The following is an 18,429-nucleotide window of genomic DNA, read 5'->3' as shown; positions in this document are numbered from 1 at the left end:
CTCGCGCTGTTGCGGCCGCATCTGGAGAAGCGGCGATGAGCACGCCGTCCTCGCTCACCGGCCTATCGCGATCGAGCCGCCGCCTGGTCGCGCTCGGCTGCGCGGTCTGGTGCGCGATCACGCTGTTCCCGCTGTACTGGGTGGTGGTGACCTCGTTCAAGACACCGCCGGGTGTGGTCGGCGGCCCGACCTATTTCCCCTTCATCGATTTCACGCCGACCCTGCAGCCCTTCATCGATCTCTACCAGGGAATCCGCGGCGAGTTCTTCCACACCTTCCTCAATTCGACCATCGTCGGCCTGTCGGCGGCGTTCATCGCCACCGCGATCGGCGCGATGGCGGCCTATGCGCTGGTGCGCTTCGAGTTCAAGGTCCGCCTCGGCGCCGGTCTGGTCTTCTTCGTGCTGGCGCTCGGCGGCTATCTCGTCTTCAACAATTATCTGGGCCTGACCCGGCCGCAGGCGCTATTGCTCGCCTTCCCGGTGGCGCTGATCGCGGCCATCGCCGCCAGCTTCCTGCCGCTGCCGGGCCCGGTGCTCGGCAACGAGGACATCCTGTTCTGGTTCGTCAGCCAGCGCATGTTCCCGCCGATCGTCGCGGCCTTCGCGCTCTATCTGCTCTACAGCGAGATCGGCCGCATGGGCTTCCGCCTGATCGACAGCTATGTCGGCCTTACTCTGTGCTACGTCGCGTTCTCGCTGCCGATCGTGGTCTGGCGGATGCGCGACTTCTTCGAGGCGCTCCCGATCGAGGTCGAGGAGGCCGCGATGGTCGACAACGTGCCGAGCTGGCGCATCTTCCTCGGCATCGTCGTGCCGATGTCGATGAATGGCCTGCTCGCCACCTTCATGATCACGCTCGCCTTCGTCTGGAACGAGTTCCTGTTTGCGCTGTTCCTGACCAATTCGAACTGGCAGACCCTGCCGATCCTGGTCGCGGGACAGAACAGCCAGCGCGGCGACGAATGGTGGGCGATCTCGGCCGCGGCGCTGGTCGCGATCATTCCGATGATGATCATGGCGGGCCTGATCGGGCGGATGATGCGGTCGGGCCTGATGCTCGGGGCGATCAAGTAAGAAACTTCAGAGGGAGGTAAAGTAGCATGTTGAGACGAACATTTTTGATGCTCACGACGTCGCTGGCGGTGGCGTGCGCCGCAGGAGCGGCGGAGGCCGCCTGTAGTCCGGACTATACCGGCGTCACGCTGACGGTGGCGTCGCAGACCGGGCCCTACATTGCTTCCGCGCTGAAGCTCGGCGGCGACGAGTGGAGCAAGAAGACCTGCGGCAAGGTCAATGTCGTCGAGTTCCCCTGGTCCGAGCTCTATCCCAAGATCGCGACCTCGCTGACCTCGGGCGACGCCACCTTCGACCTCGTCAGCTTCGCGCCGGCCTGGCTGCCCGACCTCGTGCCCTATCTCGCCGAGATGCCGAAGGACATGCAGTCCGGCAAGGACTGGGACGACATCGAGCCGGCCTATCGCGAGCGGCTGATGGTGTGGGAGGGCAAGATCTACTCGCAGTCCATGGACGGCGACGTGCACACCTACACCTATCGCAAGGACCTGTTCGACGATCCCAAGGAGAAGGAGGCGTTCAAGGCCAAGTACTCCTACGACCTCGCGCCGCCCAAGACCTGGAAGCAGTATCTCGACATCGCCGAGTTCTTCCAGCGCCCGGACAAGGGCCTATGGGGCACGGCGGAAGCGTTCCGCCGCGGCGGCCAGCAGTTCTGGTTCTTCTTCAGCCATGCCGCGGCCTACACCAACAACCCGAACTATCCCGGCGCGATGTTCTTCGACCCGGAGACGATGGACGCCCAGATCAACAATCCCGGCTGGGTGAAGGGACTGGAGGAATATATCCGCGCCTCCAAACTCGGCCCGCCCAATGCGCTGAACTTCTCCTTCGGCGAGGTCAACGCGGCGGTCGCCGGCGGCCAGGTCGCGGAATCGATCGGCTGGGGCGACACCGGCGTGATCGCCGCCGATCCGAAGCAGTCGAAGATCTCCGGCAAGGTCGGCTCGGCCGTGCTGCCCGGCTCGGACGAGATCTGGAACGCCAAGACCAAGAAGTGGGACAAGTTCCCTGAAGTGCTCCCCGGACCGTTCATGGCGTTCGGCGGCTGGCAGATCGCAGTGCCGAAAACCGGCAAGCAGCAGCAGGCGGCCTGGGACTACGTCAAGACGCTGACCAGCCCCGAGGTCTCGGGTCAGGCGGCGATCACCGGCGGCACCGGCGTCAACCCGTATCGCAAGTCGCACACCGCCAATCTCGCCCTGTGGAGCAAGATCTTCACGCCGCAGGAGGCCAAGGAATATCTCGGCGCCCAGGCGGATTCGATCAACGGCAAGAACGTCGCGCTCGACATGCGTCTGCCCGGCTATTTCTCCTACACCGAGGCGGTCGAGATCGAGCTCGGCAAGGCGCTCGCCGGTCAGACCCCGCCGCAGACAGCGCTCGACGCCATGGCGAAGGAATGGAACCGGCTGACCGACGAGCTCGGCCGCGACAAGCAGCTCGCCGCCTATCGTGCGGCGATGGGCCTGCCGCCGAAGAAGTAGGATATGCTTTACCCTCCCCTGGAGGGGGAGGGTCGGCACGCAATCGAGCGAAGCGCGATGCGTGACGGGGCGGGGTGATCTCTCAGCTCGAACACTGTTCGAGCGGATGGACCTTCACCCCACCCCGCTCGCTTCGCGAGCGACCCTCCCCCTCCAGGGGAGGGTGGCTGCAGAGCGATCCGGTAAAGAGAAAAGAAGCGTACATGGCGCATGTTGAAATCGCCAAGGTCAGCAAGGCCTACGGAGCCTATTCGGTGATCGAGGGGCTCGATCTTGCGATCGCCGACGAGGAATTCGTCGTGCTGGTCGGTCCCTCCGGCTGCGGCAAGACCACGACCTTGCGGATGATCGCGGGACTGGAAACCGTGACGAGCGGCACGATCCGCATCGGCAATCGCGACGTCACCCATCTGCGGCCGGGCCTGCGCAACTGCGCCATGGTGTTCCAGAACTACGCGCTTTACCCGCACATGACGGTCGGTGAGAACATCGGCTACGGCATGAAGGTGCGCGGTGAATCGCGCGAGCATATCGCGAAGGCGGTGAAGGACGCCGCCCGCGTCCTGGAGATCGAGAAGTATCTGGATCGCCGCCCCAAGCAATTGTCGGGCGGCCAGCGCCAGCGCGTGGCGATCGGCCGCGCTATCGTGCGCAGCCCCGACGTGTTCCTGTTCGATGAGCCGCTGTCGAACCTCGATGCCAAGCTCAGGATCGAGATGCGCACCGAGATCAAGGCGCTGCACCGCAGGCTCGCCAAGACGATCGTCTATGTCACCCACGACCAGGTCGAGGCCATGACCATGGCCGACCGCGTCGTGGTGATGAACGGCGGCAGGATCGAGCAGGCCGCCGATCCGATCACGTTGTACGAGAAGCCCGACAATCTGTTCGTCGCGGCCTTCATCGGCGCGCCCTCGATGAATTTCATCGAGGGCGAGCTGGTCGCACGCGACGGCGCGCTGGTGTTCACCGAGCCGTCCGGCACCGCGTTGGTCCTGCCGAAATTCCGCGAGGCAGCCTATGCAAAATGCGTCGGCAAGCCGGTCGTGCTCGGCGTGCGGCCGGATCACATCCGCCACAATGGCGCTGTGGCCGGCTCCTCGATCCACATGATGGTGAAGGATGTCGAGCCGCTCGGGCCGCATACGCTGGTGATCGGTGCGGTCGGCGCCTTCCCGTTCACGGCGCAGATGCCGGTCGGCGTCGCCGCCGAGCCGGACAAGCCGTTCGACGTTGCGCTCGATCTCGACAGGGCGCATCTGTTCGACAAGGAGACCGGTCGGGTGATCCCGGCCTGACAGGCAAGGGTGGTCGGATGAAGCGGGCCAGGCTTGGCAGGACGCTCGAGGTCACGCAGCTCGGTCTCGGCACGGCGCCGCTCGGCGGCCTGTTCGCGCCGGTGTCCGACGCCGATGCCGAAGCCACGGTCGCGCAGGCTTGGTCGCTCGGCGTGCGCTTTTTCGACACGGCGCCGCTCTATGGCTTCGGATCGGCCGAGCGCCGGCTGGGCAGCTTCCTGCGCCGGCAGAAGCGCGAGGATTTTGTCATCTCGACCAAGGTCGGGCGCCTGTTGCGCGCCGACAGCGCCACGCCGGGCGAAGACCCGCATTACAAGGGTGCGCCGTCCGAGCGGCCGCAGTTCGACTACAGCTATGATGGCGTCATGCGCTCAGTCGAGGAGTCGCTTAAGCGGCTCGGCCTCGATCGCGTCGATGTCCTTCTCGTGCACGATCCGGACGCACATTACGAGGCGGCTGTCGAAGGCGCCTTCCGCGCGCTGCAGCGTCTGCGCGAGGACGGCAGCGTGCGGGCGATCGGCGCCGGCATGAACCAGTCGGAGATGCTGGCGCGGTTCGCCGAGGCCGTGCCGGTCGATTGCTTCCTGCTCGCCGGGCGCTACACGCTGCTCGACCAGGGCGCGCTAAGGACGCTGTTCCCGGTCTGCCGGGCGCGCGGAATCGGCGTCATCCTGGGCGGCATCTACAACAGCGGCATTCTCGCGCACCCCAAGGCCGGCGCGAAGTTCAACTACGAGGATGCCGACCCCGCGCTCGTCGCCCGTGCGCAGGCGCTGGATGCGCTGTGCCGCGAGCACGGCACCGAGCTCAAGGCGGCGGCGATCCAGTTCTGCCTCGCACAGCCGGCGGTCACGGTCGCGTTGCAGGGCGCCCGCACCGCAGACGAAGCCGCCGAGAACGTCGCGATGGCACAGGCGCCGGTGCCCGCGACATTCTGGCGCGACCTGCGCGCGCGGAACCTGGTCGACGCGGCGGCGCCATTGCCGGGCGAGGCGGCATGAGCATCGTCATCGACGCGCATCAGCATTTCTGGGATCCGGCGCGCGCCGAGTATCCCTGGATGGCGGGCGCCGAGATGGCGCCGATCCGCCGCGCCTTCGGTCCCTCGGACCTCGCGCCACTGCTGGCTGCAAACGGCGTCGATGCCTCCATCGTCGTGCAATGCCGCGCCTCGCTCGAGGAGACCGAGGAGTTCCTGGGCATCGCCGATGCCACGCCGTTCGTCGTCGGCGTGGTCGGCTGGGTCGATCTCGCGGATGCGGCCGTCGGCGCCATGCTCGATCGGCTGCGCGCGTTTCCCGGCGGCGCAAAGCTGGCCGGCATTCGCCACCAGGTCCATGACGAGGCCGATGCCGATTGGCTCTCGCGCGCTGACATCAGGCGCGGGCTGGCGGCGGTGTTCGAGCGCGAGCTTGCCTACGATCTCCTGGTCCGTACCCGCGAACTGCCGGCGGCCATCGGCGTCGCGCGCGCCTTCCCGCACGGCCGCTTCGTGCTCGATCATGCCGCGAAGCCGCCGATTGCGGCTGGCTTCTCGCAAGCATGGGCCGACGAGATCGCCGAGCTCGCCGCGTGCGGCAATGTGTGGTGCAAGGTCTCGGGCCTCGCGACCGAGGCCAATTGGAATGACTGGGACGCCGAACGCCTGTTTCCGGTCGTCGCCCATGTCGCGAAATGCTTCGGCGAGGACCGCCTGATCCTCGGCTCGGACTGGCCGGTCTGCCTGCTCGCCGGCAGCTATGGCACGGTCAAGCGCGCGTTCGACGAATGCCTTGGCAAGCTCGGCGCGGGCTTCCACGCCAAGGCGCTTGGCGCGAACGCGCAGCGCGCCTACCGGCTCCCCTCGGGCGGGTTCGGCTAGCGTCGAGCGATTGCGCCAACTAGAGCTTTATCCGTTCCGAACGGAAGCTCTAGCTTCTTTGGTTTGACGCGTTTTCCTCACGCGAACCGGTATCCACTTCGCTCGAAAACGCTCTAAGGGTAAAGCCTCAGCCAGGCAAAGCCGACAGCCAAGCCAATGATGCCCACGACGAACATGGCGACGAAAATGCGTTCCATTATGCGCATGGCGAAAACTTCCGGCGCCAAAAAAGCCTCGCCCCAGAGAAACGAGGAGCGAGGCAGGTTCCGTTGGGCGCCGGTGCTGGTGGCGCACGTCAATGTCTCACAAACGGGTGCGCTCCCGAATTAACTATGTTGAAGACCGAGCGCGTTTAGCCTCGTCAGGTTAGTGTAAGGAAGACTTGGCGTGATCGTCTTCGCGGATTTCGGCAACCTGCACCATCAAGAGGTCGCCTGAAGCTGCGCCCCCGTATTCACACGGAAAACCTTTCCCGTCGATGATCGTACCAACGTTCGTCGGCTATCGCTCAATGGGGCAATTGGAAGTGGTCGACGGGGGCCACCTTGGTTACCGCCCGGGCAGGGTGGCCCCCACGGCCGACACGCGGATCGCGGCAATTGCCGTCCGGCATAAATCCGCCGTGTGAGAGTTGCTTCACACTCTCCCTGTGAACGATGAGGTAGCGTCGAGGCATGCGCGGATTTGCGATCATAGTCGCCGCCCTTCTGATGTTGTCGGTGATTGCCTCGCCCCATCGGAGCCGTTTGACGCTGCACGCGACCGCACCGCTCCCGGCAGTGAACGTTCCTTGATGCGGCAGGTCAGGACCCGCTCGGGTCATTTTGAGAACATCAACTTTCCCGGCGCGCTTCCGGCTCGTTGCTCGCGCCGGCCGGTGTGTCGGGCACGATCGCTTCTGCGATAGGGACGTGGCGAGCGCTATATTGAAGAGCTGGCCGATCCGCAGGGCTTGAAGGTTACGATCGAGCGCCCGCGCAAACATCCTTCATGTCGCTGGGCGAAGGCAAGCAGGCTCATGATAATCAAAGCCACCAGGACACATCCGGCTACGATGTTCTTCATCATGGCCGCCACTCCAAGAGGTTGACAAACGACGTAGTGAGCAACCGCGCGGCCAAGATCATGAACGTCGTGGGCGCGGCCGTCAATGCGCACCGATCGAACTAGGTCAGCCAGAGGCGGCAAGGCGAAGAAGGGACAAACACTGGCGGCTGGCAAACCACGTCGACCCTCCTTAGAATTCCCTACCCGACATCGGGAGCGGTGAGATGCGCGGAGGGGGCCGGAAACGCACGTGAACCTCAAGCAGCTGGAATATTTCGTGCAGGTGGCCGAGCTCGGCAGCTTCAGCAAGGCGGCGGTGGTGCTCGACGTGGCGCAGCCCGCCCTGAGCCGGCAGGTGCGGGCGCTGGAGACCGAGCTGCGCCAGCAATTGTTCCTGCGCAATGGCCGCGGCGTCGCGCTGACCGACGCCGGCAAGCGGCTGTTCGACCACAGCGTCGGCGTGCTGCAGCTCGTCTCGCATGCCCGCGAGGACCTTGGCGCCAGGCGGGATGAACCGATTGGGCAGGTCACCATCGGCCTGCCGCCGAGCCTCGCCCGGCAGCTCACCTTGCCGCTGGTCGACCGCTTCAAGCAGGAGCTGCCGGCGGCGCGGCTCGCAATCGTGGAAGGGTTGTCGAGCCACATGATGGAATGGGTCACGACCGGCCGGATCGACGTCGCCCTGGTCTATAATCCCGAGGCGCAGCCGGGGCTCGAGATCACGCCGCTCCTGGAGGAACCGCTCGGCCTGGTCAGCCACGCGCCGAAGGGCAAGCGACGGTCGACCGCCGCGCTGCCGATGCAGGAATTGTCGCGTTACCCCTTGATCGTGCCGGAGCGGGTGCACACCATGCGCCGCCTGCTGGAGACCCAGGCCGCGCGGGCCGGCGTCAAGCTCGATATCGCGTGGGAGGTCTCGAGCGTGCCCTCCATCATCGACCTGGTCTGCGCCGGTCACGGCCATGCGGTGCTGACCCCGAGTGGCGTGGCGGCGTCGGCGCGGGCGAGGGAATTGTCCATGCGCAAGCTGGTCGACCCGACGCCGACCAGCGTGCTATGCCTCGCCATCCCGGCGCACCGGCGCCCGACGCCCTTGACCCAGTACACGATGCGGCTGTTGACGACACTGGCCAAGGCACGGCCGGCCTGATGCGATTTCAGCATGGCTCATGGCTTTGCGCCATGCCAGACTGGAATATCTGTTATAGTGGGTTGAACGCTGGCGAACGGCCGTCCGAAGCGGGAAACTGCGGGCGGCATCGATCCGAATACCGAGCGAATACCGAAGGAGACTCCCGTGATCATCGACGTGCACGGCCACTACACCACGGCGCCGAAGGCACTGGAGGACTGGCGCAACCGCCAGATCGCCGGCCTCAAGGATGCCGCCTCGATGCCGAAGGCGAGCGAACTGAAGATCAGCGACGACGAGCTGCGCGAATCGATCGAGAACAACCAGCTCCGCCTGATGCGCGAACGCGGCAGCGATCTCACCATCTTCAGCCCGCGCGCCAGCTTCATGGCCCATCACATCGGCGATTTCGCGGTATCCTCGACCTGGGCCGCGATCTGCAACGAACTGTGCTGGCGGGTCTCGAAACTGTTCCCCGACAACTTCATCGGCGCGGCGATGCTGCCGCAATCGCCGGGCGTCGACCCGAAGACCTGCATCCCCGAACTGGAGAAATGCGTCAAGGAATACGGTTTCGTCGGCATCAACCTCAACCCCGACCCCTCCGGCGGGCACTGGACCTCGCCACCGCTGACCGACCGCCACTGGTACCCGATCTACGAGAAGATGGTCGAGCTCGACATCCCCGCGATGATCCACGTCTCGACCAGTTGCAACGCCTGCTTCCACACTACCGGCGCGCATTACCTCAACGCGGACACCACGGCTTTTATGCAATGCCTGACGGGTGACCTGTTCAAGGATTTCCCGAAACTCCGCTTCCTGATTCCGCATGGCGGCGGCGCGGTGCCCTATCACTGGGGCCGCTTCCGCGGCCTCGCGCAGGAGATGAAGAAGCCGCTACTCAGGGATCACCTGCTCAACAACATCTTCTTCGATACCTGCGTCTACCACCAGCCCGGCATCAATCTCCTGACCGGGGTCATTCCGGTCGACAACATCCTGTTCGCGAGCGAGATGGTCGGTGCGGTGCGCGGCATCGATCCGGAGACCGGCTTCAACTATGACGACACCAAGCGCTATATCGAAGGCGCCAAGACCTTGAGCGCGGAAGACCGCCACAAGATCTACGAAGGCAATGCGCGGCGGGTGTTTCCGCGGCTGGATGCGGCATTGAAGGCGAAAGGCAAGTGACCATGAGCGCGATGAACAATATCGGCATCGTCAAACGCAACATCGCCCGCGCCGACAGGGCGGCGGTGGAGAAGCTGTCGCGCTTCGGGGTGGCGACCATCCATGAGGCGATGGGTCGGGTCGGGCTCATGCAGCCCTTCATGCGGCCGATCTATCCGACCGCGCAGGCCTGCGGCACGGCGGTCACCGTGCTGCTGCAGCCCGGCGACAACTGGATGATGCATGTCGCCGCCGAAATGATCCAGCCGGGCGATATCGTGGTCGCGGCCTGCACGGTCGAGAACACCGACGGCTTCTTCGGCGATCTGTTGGCGACCAGCTACCGTGCCCGCGGCGCCAGGGCGCTGGTCATCGACGGCGGTGTGCGCGACGTGAAGGACCTGACGGAGATGCAGTTCCCGGTGTTCTCGCGCGCGATCAGTGCGCGCGGCACGGTGAAGGCAAGCCTCGGCTCGGTCAACGTGCCCGTGGTCTGCGCCGGCGCGCTTGTCAATCCCGGTGATGTCGTGGTCGCGGATCCCGATGGCGTCGTCATCGTGCCGGCCGCGATCGCGCAGCAGGCCGCCGACGCCGCCGAGGCGCGCGAGGCCAACGAGGCCGACAAGCGCGGCCGGCTCGCCAAGGGTGAGCTTGGGCTCGACATGTACAAGATGCGCGAGCCGCTCGCGAAGGCCGGTCTCAATTACATCGACTGAGAGGCGAGATGGAGTTTCAGAAGACGCCGGGTTGGCTCGACTGGTATGCCGGTCCCTCGAAGCCGCGCTTCAAGGTGCCGGAAGGCGCGGTCGATGCGCATTGCCACGTGTTCGGCCCGGGCGCGCAGTATCCGTTCGCGCCGGAGCGCAAATATACCCCCTGTGACGCCTCGCGCGACCAGCTCTATGCGCTGCGCGACCATCTCGGCTTCGCCCGCAACGTGGTCGTGCAGGCCACCTGCCACGGCGCCGACAATCGCGCGATGGTCGATGCCCTGCTTCATTCGGGCGGACGGGCGCGCGGCGTTGCCACGGTGAAGCGCAGCGTTGGTGATGCCGAGCTGAAGCAGATGCATGACGCCGGCGTGCGTGGCGTGCGCTTCAATTTCGTCAAGCGGCTGGTCGATTTCACCCCGCGCGATGAACTGAACGAGATCGCCGGCCGCATCGCCAGGCTCGGCTGGCACGTGGTGATCTATTTCGAGGCGATCGATCTGCCGGAGCTGTGGGACTTCTTCACAGCGCTCCCGACGACCATCGTGGTCGATCACATGGGCCGGCCCGACGTGTCAAAACCGGTCGACGGGCCGGAATTCGAGCTGTTCGTGAAATTCATGCGCGAACACGCCAATGTCTGGTCGAAGGTGAGCTGCCCGGAACGGATATCGGTGAAGGGACCGCCGGCGTTGAATGGCGAGCCAAACGCTTATCGCGACGTGGTGCCGTTCGCGCGCCGCATCGTCGAGACCTTCCCCGACCGCGTGCTGTGGGGCACCGACTGGCCGCATCCGAACCTGAAGGACCACATGCCCGATGACGGGCTCTTGGTCGATTTCATTCCGCACATTGCGACCACCGCGGAATTGCAGCGCAGGCTTCTGGTCGACAATCCGATGCGGCTGTACTGGCCCGAGCAATCCTGAGGAGACCATCGATGTCGCTCGACAAACCCTATATGGACGTTCCCGGAACGACGATCTTCGACGCCGACATGTCGCGCCAGGGTTATCATCTCAACCAGTTCTGCATGTCGCTGATGAAGGCGGAGAACCGCGCCCGCTTCAAGGCCGATGAGCGCGCTTATCTCGACGAATGGCCGATGAGCGAAGAGCAGAAGCAGGCGGTGCTGGACCGCGATCTCAACCGCTGCATCCAGCTCGGCGGCAACATCTACTTCCTCGCCAAGATCGGCGCCACTGACGGCAAGAGTTTCCAGCAGATGGCCGGCAGCATGACCGGCATGAGCGAGGATGCCTACCGCGACATGATGGTGAAGGGCGGCCGCTCCATCGAAGGCAACCGCTACACCGGGGAGAAGAAGTGATGGCCCGTATCACCGCCAGCGTCTACACGTCGCACGTACCCGCGGTGGGCGCGGCGCTCGATCTCGGCAAGACCGGCGAGGCCTATTGGCAGCCGGTGTTCAAGGGCTATGAGTTCTCCAAGCAATGGGAGCAGGAGCAGAAGCCCGACGTGATCTTCCTGGTCTTCAATGATCACGCCACCGCCTTCAGCCTCGATTTCATTCCGACATTCGCAATCGGCACCGCGGCCGAGTTCATTCCCGCGGATGAGGGCTGGGGCCCGCGCCCCGTCCCCAAGGTGATCGGCCATCCGAAGCTCGCCGCCCATATTGCGCAATCGGTGATCCAGGACGATTTCGACCTCACCATCGTCAACAAGATGGACGTCGACCACGGCCTCACCGTGCCGCTCAGTCTGATGTTCGGCCAGCCGCAGGCCTGGCCGTGTCCGGTGATCCCGTTCGCCGTCAACGTCGTGCAGTATCCGGTGCCGTCGGGACGGCGCTGCTTCATGCTCGGCAAGGCGGTCCGCAAGGCGATCTATTCCTACGATGAGCCGCTCAACGTGCAGGTCTGGGGCACCGGCGGCATGAGCCATCAGTTGCAGGGCCCGCGTGCGGGCCTGATCAACAAGGAGTTCGACACCAAGTTCCTTGATCGCCTGATCGACGATCCGGAGGGGCTGGCGGGCATGCCGCACATCGATTATGTGCGCGAGGCCGGCAGCGAGGGCATCGAGCTCGTGATGTGGCTGATCGCGCGCGGCGCCATGGGCGACACCGATGGCGGCAAGAAGCCGACCGTCCGGCATCGCTTCTACCATGTGCCGGCGAGCAATACGGCCGTCGGCCATCTGATCCTGGAGAACAATTGATATGGCCAAGTCTGATATGGCTAAGTCCATCAAGGTCGCGCTGGCCGGCGCGGGCGCGTTCGGCATCAAGCATCTGGACGGCATCAAGAACATCGACGGCGTCGAGGTGGTGTCGCTGGTCGGCCGCAGGCTCGAACCGACCAAGGAGGTCGCCGACAAATACGGCATCGAGCACGTCTCGACGGAGCTTGCCGACAGCCTCAAGCTGCCGGAGGTCGATGCCGTGATCCTGTGCACGCCGACGCAGATGCACGCGACACAGGCGATCGCCTGCCTGAAGGCGGGCAAGCATGTGCAGGTCGAAATTCCGCTCGCCGATTCCTTGAAGGACGCGCAGGCGGTGCTCGACCTGCAGCAGCAGACAAAGCTGGTCGCGATGTGCGGCCACACCCGCCGCTTCAACCCCAGCCATCAATGGGTGCACAAGAAGATCCTGGCGGACGAGTTCCACATCCAGCAGATGGACGTGCAGACCTTCTTCTTTCGCCGCACCAACATGAACGCGCTGGGCCAGCCGCGGAGCTGGACCGACCATCTGTTGTGGCACCACGCCGCACATACGGTTGATCTGTTCGCCTACCAGGCGCGCTCACCGATCGTCAAAGCCAATGCGGTGCAGGGGCCGATCCACCCCAGCCTCGGGATTGCGATGGACATGTCGATCCAACTCAAGACGGCGAGCGGCGCGATCTGCACGCTGAGCCTGTCCTTCAACAATGACGGTCCGCTCGGCACCTTCTTCCGCTATATCGGCGACACCGGCACCTACATCGCGCGCTATGACGACCTCGTGAACGGCAAGGAGGAGAAGATCGACGTTTCCAAGGTCGATGTCTCCATGAACGGCATCGAGCTGCAGGATCGCGAGTTCTTTGCGGCCATCCGCGAGGGCCGCGAGCCCAATGCGAGCGTGGCGCAGGTCCTGCCGTGCTACCAGGTGCTGCACGACCTGGAGCAACAGCTCGCAGCGTGAGACGATGCTCGGGCGGTTTGCCGCGTCCGGGCCTCGGAACGCGCCGGCATCAAGCAGCTCTCGGTTGTGGCAATGCACCGCAGCAAATCGTCCGAAATGCCTAGCTATTCCGCAGCCGTGTGAATTGATGCGGAGCGAAAAAGTCCTCATACTGGATCCATAACAACATGATCCAGGGGAGGATGCGCATGTTCCGCATCGGCAGGCGCAGTTTCATCATGGGCGGCTCGGCGCTCGTCGCCCTCGGTGGCAGAGCGCTGGCCGAGGCCGATGCGGAGATGACGGCTCACGAGAAGGAGCTCTACGAAGCGGCGAAAAAGGAGGGCGGAGAACTCACCTGGTACACCGCGCACTCCGACGACATCACCGCCCAGGCGCTCGGCCGTAGCTTCGAGCAGCTCTATTCCGGCCTCAAGGTCAACGTGCTGCGCACCACGGCGCAGGTCGCCTATCAACGCGTCACGCAAGAGATCAAGGCGAGCGCCATTCAATGCGACGTCTTCAGCTCGACCGACATCGGTCACTCCGTCGAATTGAAGGCCAAGGGCAATTTCGAGAAATACGTCCCGGAAAATTCGACCAAGGTGCTCGACATCTACAGGGGTTACGACCCGGACGGCTTCTATTTCGTCACCTCCGCCGGCATGATCGGCATCGGCTACAATACGTCCAAGGTCAAGGAAGCCGACGCGCCGAAGAACTGGACCGACCTGCTCGATCCCAAATGGAACAACAACATCGCGCTCGGCCATCCCGGCTTCTCTGGCTATGTCGGCACTTGGGCGCTGACGCTGCGCAATCAATATGGCTGGGATTTCTTCGAGAAACTCGCCAAGAACAATCCGCGCGTCGGCCGCTCGATCAACGACACCGTGACCATGCTCAACGCCGGCGAGAGCGCGATCGCGGGATCGGGACCGGTCGGGACGCTGATGGAGAGCGTGCAGAAGGGCAACCCGCTCGCGATGAACTATCCGACCGACGGCACGGTGCTGATCATCGCGCCGTCCAGCATCATGAAGGGTTGCAAGCACCCCGTCGCCGCGCGCTTGTTCATGGAGTTCCTGCTGAGCGCGCGCGCCTCGCAGATCTGGGTCGATCATTTCAATGAATCGATCCGGCCGGAGGTCACGCCGTCGAAGGGCGTGATCTCGGCCAAGGACGTCAAGACGATCCGGCCGACGGTCGAGCAGATCACCAAGGGCGTTCCCGAGGTGATCCGGCAATGGCGCGACACCTTTGGCGTCTAGACGAGTGATTCCATGGAGCCCATCGCTTGCAAGCACTCCGACCTCATCCTGAGGAGCAAGCCTTCGCCCACAGGGCGACGGCTTGCGTCGAAGGATGAGCTCCGAAGGATGAGGCTGATATGACTCGAATTTCAAAATCGCTCGCCTAGTGGCCGGGGCTTATTCGTGACCGAACAGACCCTCCACGGCCGCGCCGCTCAGTTTGCCGGCGTGGCGTCGCGCCTGCGGCGCGTCGACGCCGGCATGCTGGTGTGGCTCGCGCTGATCGCCGTACTGATCTTCCTGATCCTCAATCCGGTGCTGCGGCTGATCGTCTCCAGTTTGCAGGAGGCCGACACCGGCCGTTTCACGCTGGCCAACTACGTGTCGGCCTACGGCAATCTCCGGCATCTGCAAGCGCTCCTGAATTCGCTCGAGCTCGGAGTCGGTGTGGCGCTGCTCGCCTCCCTCTTCGCCGTCCCGATCGCCTGGGCGATCTCGCGCACGGACATGCCGGGCAAGGCTTTCATCCGGCTGATGGTGTTCGCCGCCTTCGTGACGCCGCCCTATCTCGGCGCCATCGGCTGGATTCTGCTGGCGGGGCCGAATTCCGGATGGCTCAACAAGCTGTGGATGGCGCTGACCGGCGCCGGGCACGGCATCTTCAACATCTACTCGATGACCGGCCTGATCCTGGTCGTCGCGGTGACGTCGTTTCCCTACACTTTTGTCTTCACCTCGTCGGCGCTGGACCTCGTCTCCTCCGAGATGGAGGACGCGGCCAACATCCTCGGCGCGCGCACGCTGCGGACCACGCTTCGCGTGACCCTGCCATTGGTGACGCCTGCGATCATCGGCGGCATCATCATCAGCTTTCTCGAGGCGATCGCGCTGTTCGGCGCGCCGGCGCTGATCGCGCTGCCGGCCCGCTTCAACGTGGTGTCGACCCAGCTCTGGCAGTTCTTCGAATATCCGGTGCGGGTCGAGGAGGCGGCCGCCTATGCGATGCCGCTGCTTGCCATCACCGTGCTGATGTTCTGGCTGCAGCGGAAGATCCTCGGCCGGCGGGGCTACACGTCCGTCACCGGCAAGGGCGGCGAGCGGCGCATGATCGTGCTCGGCCCGTGGCGCTGGGTGATGCTCGGCTACGCGCTGCTGGTCTGCGCGCTCGCGGTGTTCCTGCCGATGATCGTGCTGTTGCAGGCTGCATTCGCAAAAGCCTGGGGCCGCGGCTTCAGCCTGGACAACCTCACTTTGCACAATTTCTACTATCTCCTGTTCGAGCAGACCCAGGCCAAGCAGGCCATCGTCAACACCTTCGTCTATTCGGGGGTGACGGCGTTCGCGGCGATCGCGCTGTCGCTCGCGATCGCCTATGTGGTCAATCGCAAGCTCGTGCCGTTCTCCAACGTGCTCGCCTTCCTCTGCGTCGCGCCGTTCGTGGTGCCCGGCATCGTGCTCGCGATCGGCTTCTATGCAGCCTATGCGCCGCCGCCGCTCGCGCTCTACGGCACCGCGACCATCCTGATCCTCGGCTTCACCACCCGTTTCCTGCCGATCGCCTACACGTCGAGCGCGGCGGGGTTGCGCAGCATCAACCCGGAGATGGAGGAGGCGGTGCGGATCCTCGGCGGCAGCCGTTTTCTCGCCATCCGCAGGGTGCTGATCCCGCTGTTGAAGAAGAGCCTCGCCGGCGCCTGGATTCTGGTCTTCATTCCGGCGACGCGGGAACTGTCCTCGGCGATCTTTCTGGTCGGACCCAACACGCGGGTGATCTCGGTGATGCTGTTCGACCTGTCGGAAGAGGGCAATTTCGAGGTGCTGGCCGCGCTCGGCGTCATCCTGCTGGTCGCGACCGTGCTGATCGCCGCGATCGGGACCAAGGTGATCGGGCGCGACTTCATGCTGCGGAGGAACAGTTGAGCAGGCTCAGGCTGGCGGGCATCAGCAAGCGCTATGGTGACTTTCTTGCGGTCGACGGCATCGACCTCGAGCTGGGATCGGGCGAGTTCGTTTCGTTGCTCGGCCCGTCCGGCTGCGGCAAGACCACGACGCTGCGGATGATTGCCGGCTTCGTCGATCCCACGCTCGGCACCATCGAGATGGATGGCCGGATGCTGTCCTCGCCCGCGGGCTCGGTGCCGCCGGACCGGCGCCAGATGTCGATGATCTTCCAGAGCTACGCGATCTGGCCGAACATGACGGTCGAGCAGAACGTCGCCTTCGGACTGGAATTGCGCAAGCTCGCCAAAGCCGAGGTCAAACGCCGCGTCGGCGAGATGCTGGAGGTCGTGCGCATGAGCCATCTCGCCGACCGCTATCCGGCCGAGCTCTCCGGCGGCCAGCAGCAGCGGGTGGCGCTGGCGCGTGCGATCGTGATCCGGCCGTCCGTGCTGCTGCTGGACGAGCCGTTGTCGAACCTGGATGCGACCTTGCGCGAGGAGATGCGCTTCGAAATTCGCCGCCTCCACGACGAGTTCAAGGTGACCACGGTCTACGTCACCCACGACCAGGCCGAGGCGATGGTGACGTCGGACCGCATCGCGGTGATGAACCACGGCCGCATCGAGCAGATCGACCAGCCGCGCGCGCTCTACGATCAGCCGAAGACGCGCTTCGTGGCCGGCTTCATCGGCCGCACCAATTTCATCGAGGGCACCAGCGACGGACACCAGGTTTCCTTCGACGGCTTTGCGTTGCCTTGCGCCGTGTTCGATCGTGGTTTGCCGGCCGAAGGCAAGGCCACGTTCTCGGTGCGTCCGCACAGCATGCGGCTGTCGGACAGCGCGCCGGCCGCGCGCAACGGCGCCGCGCCGATCGAGGTCGTGGTGCTGGAACGCGCCTTCCTCGGCGAGCATTGGGACTATGTCGTCAAGCCGCGCGAAGGGACGTCCTCGCTTCGCGTGACGGCGTCACCCATGGACGACATCGAAGTCGGCGCCAATGCCTGGCTCGAGCTCGAGCCGCGCCAGATGGCCTTGATCGCCTGAACCGACCGGCGTTCAATGGACCGAATTGGAGTCCACCAGCATGTCCTTCCTTTCATCGTCACAGGCTCTCGCGCGTTTCAAGGTGCTCGATCTCACCCGGGCGCGTGCGGGACCGACGGCGGCGCGGCAGTTCGCCGACTGGGGCGCCGATGTCATCAAGATCGAGCTGCCGGACGGCGTCGGCGATGAGCTCGGCGGCCCGCGGCACGGGCCCGATTTCCAGAACCTTCATCGCAACAAACGCGGCATCACCCTCAACCTGAAGGAGGCGGACGGCGTTGCGATCTTCAAGAAGATGGTCGAGACGGCCGACGTCGTGATCGAGAATTTCAGGCCCGACGTCAAGTTTCGCCTCGGCATCGACTACGAGACGCTGCGCGAGAACAACAAGCGCATCGTCTATGGCTCGATCTCCGGCTTCGGCGAGGACGGGCCTTACCGCGAGCGGCCGGGACTCGACCAGATCGCGCAGGGGCTCGGGGGGTTGATGTCGGTCACGGGCCTGCCGGGGCAGGGCCCGGTGCGCGTCGGCATCCCGATCGCCGATCTCGGCGGCGGCATCTTCTGCGCCATGGGAATCCTGATCGCGCTCCTGGAGCGTGAGGTGTCGGGCGAGGGACAGTGGGTGCAGTCCTCGCTGCTCGGTGCTCAGATATCGTTGCTGGATTTTCAGGCGGCGCGTTGGCTGATCTCCAGGGACGTGCCCGGCCAGGCCGGCAACGATCATCCAACGGGGATTCCGACCGGCGTGTTTCCGACCAGCGACGGGCAGATCAACATCGCAGCCTCCGGCAAGCACATCTTCGCGCGCTTCTGCCGGGCGCTCGCGCTGACGCATCTGCTCGACGATCCCAGGTTTGCCGACGGCGCGGCCCGCTCGAAGAATCGGGTGGCGCTCAATGAGCTCATCTCCGAAGCCACGCGGCTTCGCGGCAGCGCCGAGCTGATCGAGCTGTTGAACAAGGCCGGCGTGCTCTGCGGCCCGATCAACCGGATGGACGAGGTGTTTTCCGATCCGCAGGTGCAGCATCTCGGCATGGCGGCACCCGTGCAACATGGCGCGCTCGGCGAGATCGACGTGGTCAACCAGGCGATCAGGCTCAGCCGGACGCCGAACCGCATGGCGCGCGCGACGCCCGACAAGGGCGAGCACACCGACGAGGTGCTGAAGGAATACGGCTACGACGACGCATCGATCGCGGCATTTCGCGCCCGCAAGGTCGTGTAGGCGCGAACCCAACGCTTGCTCGGCCGTCATTGCGAGCGAAG

General features: G+C 64.7%; 17 protein-coding genes. All 17 read left to right on the top strand.

Annotated features, from left to right (window positions below; translation table 11 throughout):
• Window positions 1-35: 35 nt before the first annotated feature.
• Entirely contained in the window at window positions 36-1,076 is a 1,041-nt protein-coding gene (locus JOY90_RS00655; RefSeq protein ID WP_291689248.1) for a carbohydrate ABC transporter permease, read from the top strand.
• A 26-nt stretch (window positions 1,077-1,102) separates the two neighbouring features.
• Window positions 1,103-2,563 carry an extracellular solute-binding protein gene (locus JOY90_RS00650; RefSeq protein ID WP_367276862.1) on the top strand — a complete coding sequence of 487 codons (1,461 nt, stop codon included), beginning with the start codon at window positions 1,103-1,105 and terminating at the stop codon, window positions 2,561-2,563.
• Between the two features lie 203 nt (window positions 2,564-2,766).
• A complete protein-coding gene (locus JOY90_RS00645) occupies window positions 2,767-3,861 on the top strand; it encodes an ABC transporter ATP-binding protein (protein ID WP_291689245.1) in 1,095 nt (364 codons plus the stop codon).
• A 17-nt stretch (window positions 3,862-3,878) separates the two neighbouring features.
• A complete protein-coding gene (locus JOY90_RS00640) occupies window positions 3,879-4,862 on the top strand; it encodes an aldo/keto reductase (protein WP_291689244.1) in 984 nt (327 codons plus the stop codon).
• Window positions 4,859-5,722 (top strand): amidohydrolase, encoded by an 864-nt coding sequence (locus JOY90_RS00635; protein WP_291689243.1) that lies wholly within the window; start codon window positions 4,859-4,861, stop codon window positions 5,720-5,722. The genes JOY90_RS00640 and JOY90_RS00635 overlap by 4 nt, the downstream gene beginning before the upstream one ends.
• 990 nt (window positions 5,723-6,712) lie before the next feature.
• Window positions 6,713-6,892 (top strand): hypothetical protein, encoded by a 180-nt coding sequence (locus JOY90_RS00630; protein ID WP_291689242.1) that lies wholly within the window; start codon window positions 6,713-6,715, stop codon window positions 6,890-6,892.
• A gap of 127 nt (window positions 6,893-7,019) precedes the next feature.
• Window positions 7,020-7,919 carry a LysR substrate-binding domain-containing protein gene (locus JOY90_RS00625; RefSeq protein WP_291689241.1) on the top strand — a complete coding sequence of 300 codons (900 nt, stop codon included), beginning with the start codon at window positions 7,020-7,022 and terminating at the stop codon, window positions 7,917-7,919.
• Between the two features lie 147 nt (window positions 7,920-8,066).
• Window positions 8,067-9,095 (top strand): amidohydrolase family protein, encoded by a 1,029-nt coding sequence (locus JOY90_RS00620; protein ID WP_291689240.1) that lies wholly within the window; start codon window positions 8,067-8,069, stop codon window positions 9,093-9,095.
• 11 nt (window positions 9,096-9,106) lie between these two features.
• Window positions 9,107-9,790, top strand: a complete 684-nt coding sequence (gene ligK / locus JOY90_RS00615; protein WP_291689247.1) for a 4-carboxy-4-hydroxy-2-oxoadipate aldolase/oxaloacetate decarboxylase — start codon at window positions 9,107-9,109, stop codon at window positions 9,788-9,790.
• An 8-nt stretch (window positions 9,791-9,798) separates the two neighbouring features.
• Entirely contained in the window at window positions 9,799-10,713 is a 915-nt protein-coding gene (locus JOY90_RS00610; protein WP_291689239.1) for an amidohydrolase family protein, read from the top strand.
• Window positions 10,714-10,724: 11 nt separating this feature from the next.
• A complete protein-coding gene (ligA, locus tag JOY90_RS00605) occupies window positions 10,725-11,114 on the top strand; it encodes a protocatechuate 4,5-dioxygenase subunit alpha (protein ID WP_291689238.1) in 390 nt (129 codons plus the stop codon).
• Window positions 11,114-11,968 carry a class III extradiol dioxygenase subunit beta gene (locus JOY90_RS00600; protein ID WP_291689237.1) on the top strand — a complete coding sequence of 285 codons (855 nt, stop codon included), beginning with the start codon at window positions 11,114-11,116 and terminating at the stop codon, window positions 11,966-11,968. Before ligA ends, JOY90_RS00600 begins: the two co-directional genes overlap by 1 nt.
• A 16-nt stretch (window positions 11,969-11,984) precedes the next feature.
• Window positions 11,985-12,941: a Gfo/Idh/MocA family oxidoreductase gene (locus JOY90_RS00595; protein ID WP_291689236.1), complete on the top strand. Its 957-nt coding sequence runs from the start codon at window positions 11,985-11,987 to the stop codon at window positions 12,939-12,941.
• 188 nt (window positions 12,942-13,129) lie between these two features.
• Window positions 13,130-14,191, top strand: coding sequence for an ABC transporter substrate-binding protein (locus JOY90_RS00590; protein ID WP_291689235.1), 1,062 nt, complete (start codon window positions 13,130-13,132; stop codon window positions 14,189-14,191).
• A 165-nt stretch (window positions 14,192-14,356) separates the two neighbouring features.
• Window positions 14,357-16,093 carry an iron ABC transporter permease gene (locus JOY90_RS00585; RefSeq protein WP_291689234.1) on the top strand — a complete coding sequence of 579 codons (1,737 nt, stop codon included), beginning with the start codon at window positions 14,357-14,359 and terminating at the stop codon, window positions 16,091-16,093.
• The gene (locus JOY90_RS00580; RefSeq protein WP_291689233.1) at window positions 16,090-17,160 is read left to right on the top strand and encodes an ABC transporter ATP-binding protein; all 1,071 of its coding nucleotides are present in this window, start codon (window positions 16,090-16,092) and stop codon (window positions 17,158-17,160) included. The genes JOY90_RS00585 and JOY90_RS00580 overlap by 4 nt, the downstream gene beginning before the upstream one ends.
• Window positions 17,161-17,200: 40 nt before the next feature.
• Window positions 17,201-18,388 (top strand): CaiB/BaiF CoA-transferase family protein, encoded by a 1,188-nt coding sequence (locus JOY90_RS00575; protein ID WP_291689232.1) that lies wholly within the window; start codon window positions 17,201-17,203, stop codon window positions 18,386-18,388.
• Window positions 18,389-18,429: the final 41 nt, after the last annotated feature.

Origin of the sequence: Bradyrhizobium sp., assembly GCF_019242285.1 — a bacterium.
Taxonomy (GTDB): domain Bacteria; phylum Pseudomonadota; class Alphaproteobacteria; order Rhizobiales; family Xanthobacteraceae; genus Bradyrhizobium.
The sequence above is the reverse complement of the archived record's forward strand: the minus strand, read 5'-3'. Positions and strand labels throughout refer to the sequence as shown.

Excerpts from the sequence above, each read along its gene's own strand:
- JOY90_RS00645 (WP_291689245.1), top strand. The coding sequence starts at position 2,767 with ATGGCGCATGTTGAAATCGCCAAGGTCAGCAAGGCCTACGGAGCCTAT.
- JOY90_RS00655 (WP_291689248.1), top strand. The coding sequence starts at position 36 with ATGAGCACGCCGTCCTCGCTCACCGGCCTATCGCGATCGAGCCGCCGC.
- JOY90_RS00610 (WP_291689239.1), top strand. The coding sequence starts at position 9,799 with ATGGAGTTTCAGAAGACGCCGGGTTGGCTCGACTGGTATGCCGGTCCC.
- JOY90_RS00635 (WP_291689243.1), top strand. The coding sequence starts at position 4,859 with ATGAGCATCGTCATCGACGCGCATCAGCATTTCTGGGATCCGGCGCGC.
- ligA (WP_291689238.1), top strand. The coding sequence starts at position 10,725 with ATGTCGCTCGACAAACCCTATATGGACGTTCCCGGAACGACGATCTTC.
- ligK (WP_291689247.1), top strand. The coding sequence starts at position 9,107 with ATGAACAATATCGGCATCGTCAAACGCAACATCGCCCGCGCCGACAGG.
- JOY90_RS00595 (WP_291689236.1), top strand. The coding sequence starts at position 11,985 with ATGGCTAAGTCCATCAAGGTCGCGCTGGCCGGCGCGGGCGCGTTCGGC.
- JOY90_RS00630 (WP_291689242.1), top strand. The coding sequence starts at position 6,713 with ATGTCGCTGGGCGAAGGCAAGCAGGCTCATGATAATCAAAGCCACCAG.
- JOY90_RS00640 (WP_291689244.1), top strand. The coding sequence starts at position 3,879 with ATGAAGCGGGCCAGGCTTGGCAGGACGCTCGAGGTCACGCAGCTCGGT.
- JOY90_RS00590 (WP_291689235.1), top strand. The coding sequence starts at position 13,130 with ATGTTCCGCATCGGCAGGCGCAGTTTCATCATGGGCGGCTCGGCGCTC.
- JOY90_RS00650 (WP_367276862.1), top strand. The coding sequence starts at position 1,103 with ATGTTGAGACGAACATTTTTGATGCTCACGACGTCGCTGGCGGTGGCG.
- JOY90_RS00600 (WP_291689237.1), top strand. The coding sequence starts at position 11,114 with ATGGCCCGTATCACCGCCAGCGTCTACACGTCGCACGTACCCGCGGTG.
- JOY90_RS00575 (WP_291689232.1), top strand. The coding sequence starts at position 17,201 with ATGTCCTTCCTTTCATCGTCACAGGCTCTCGCGCGTTTCAAGGTGCTC.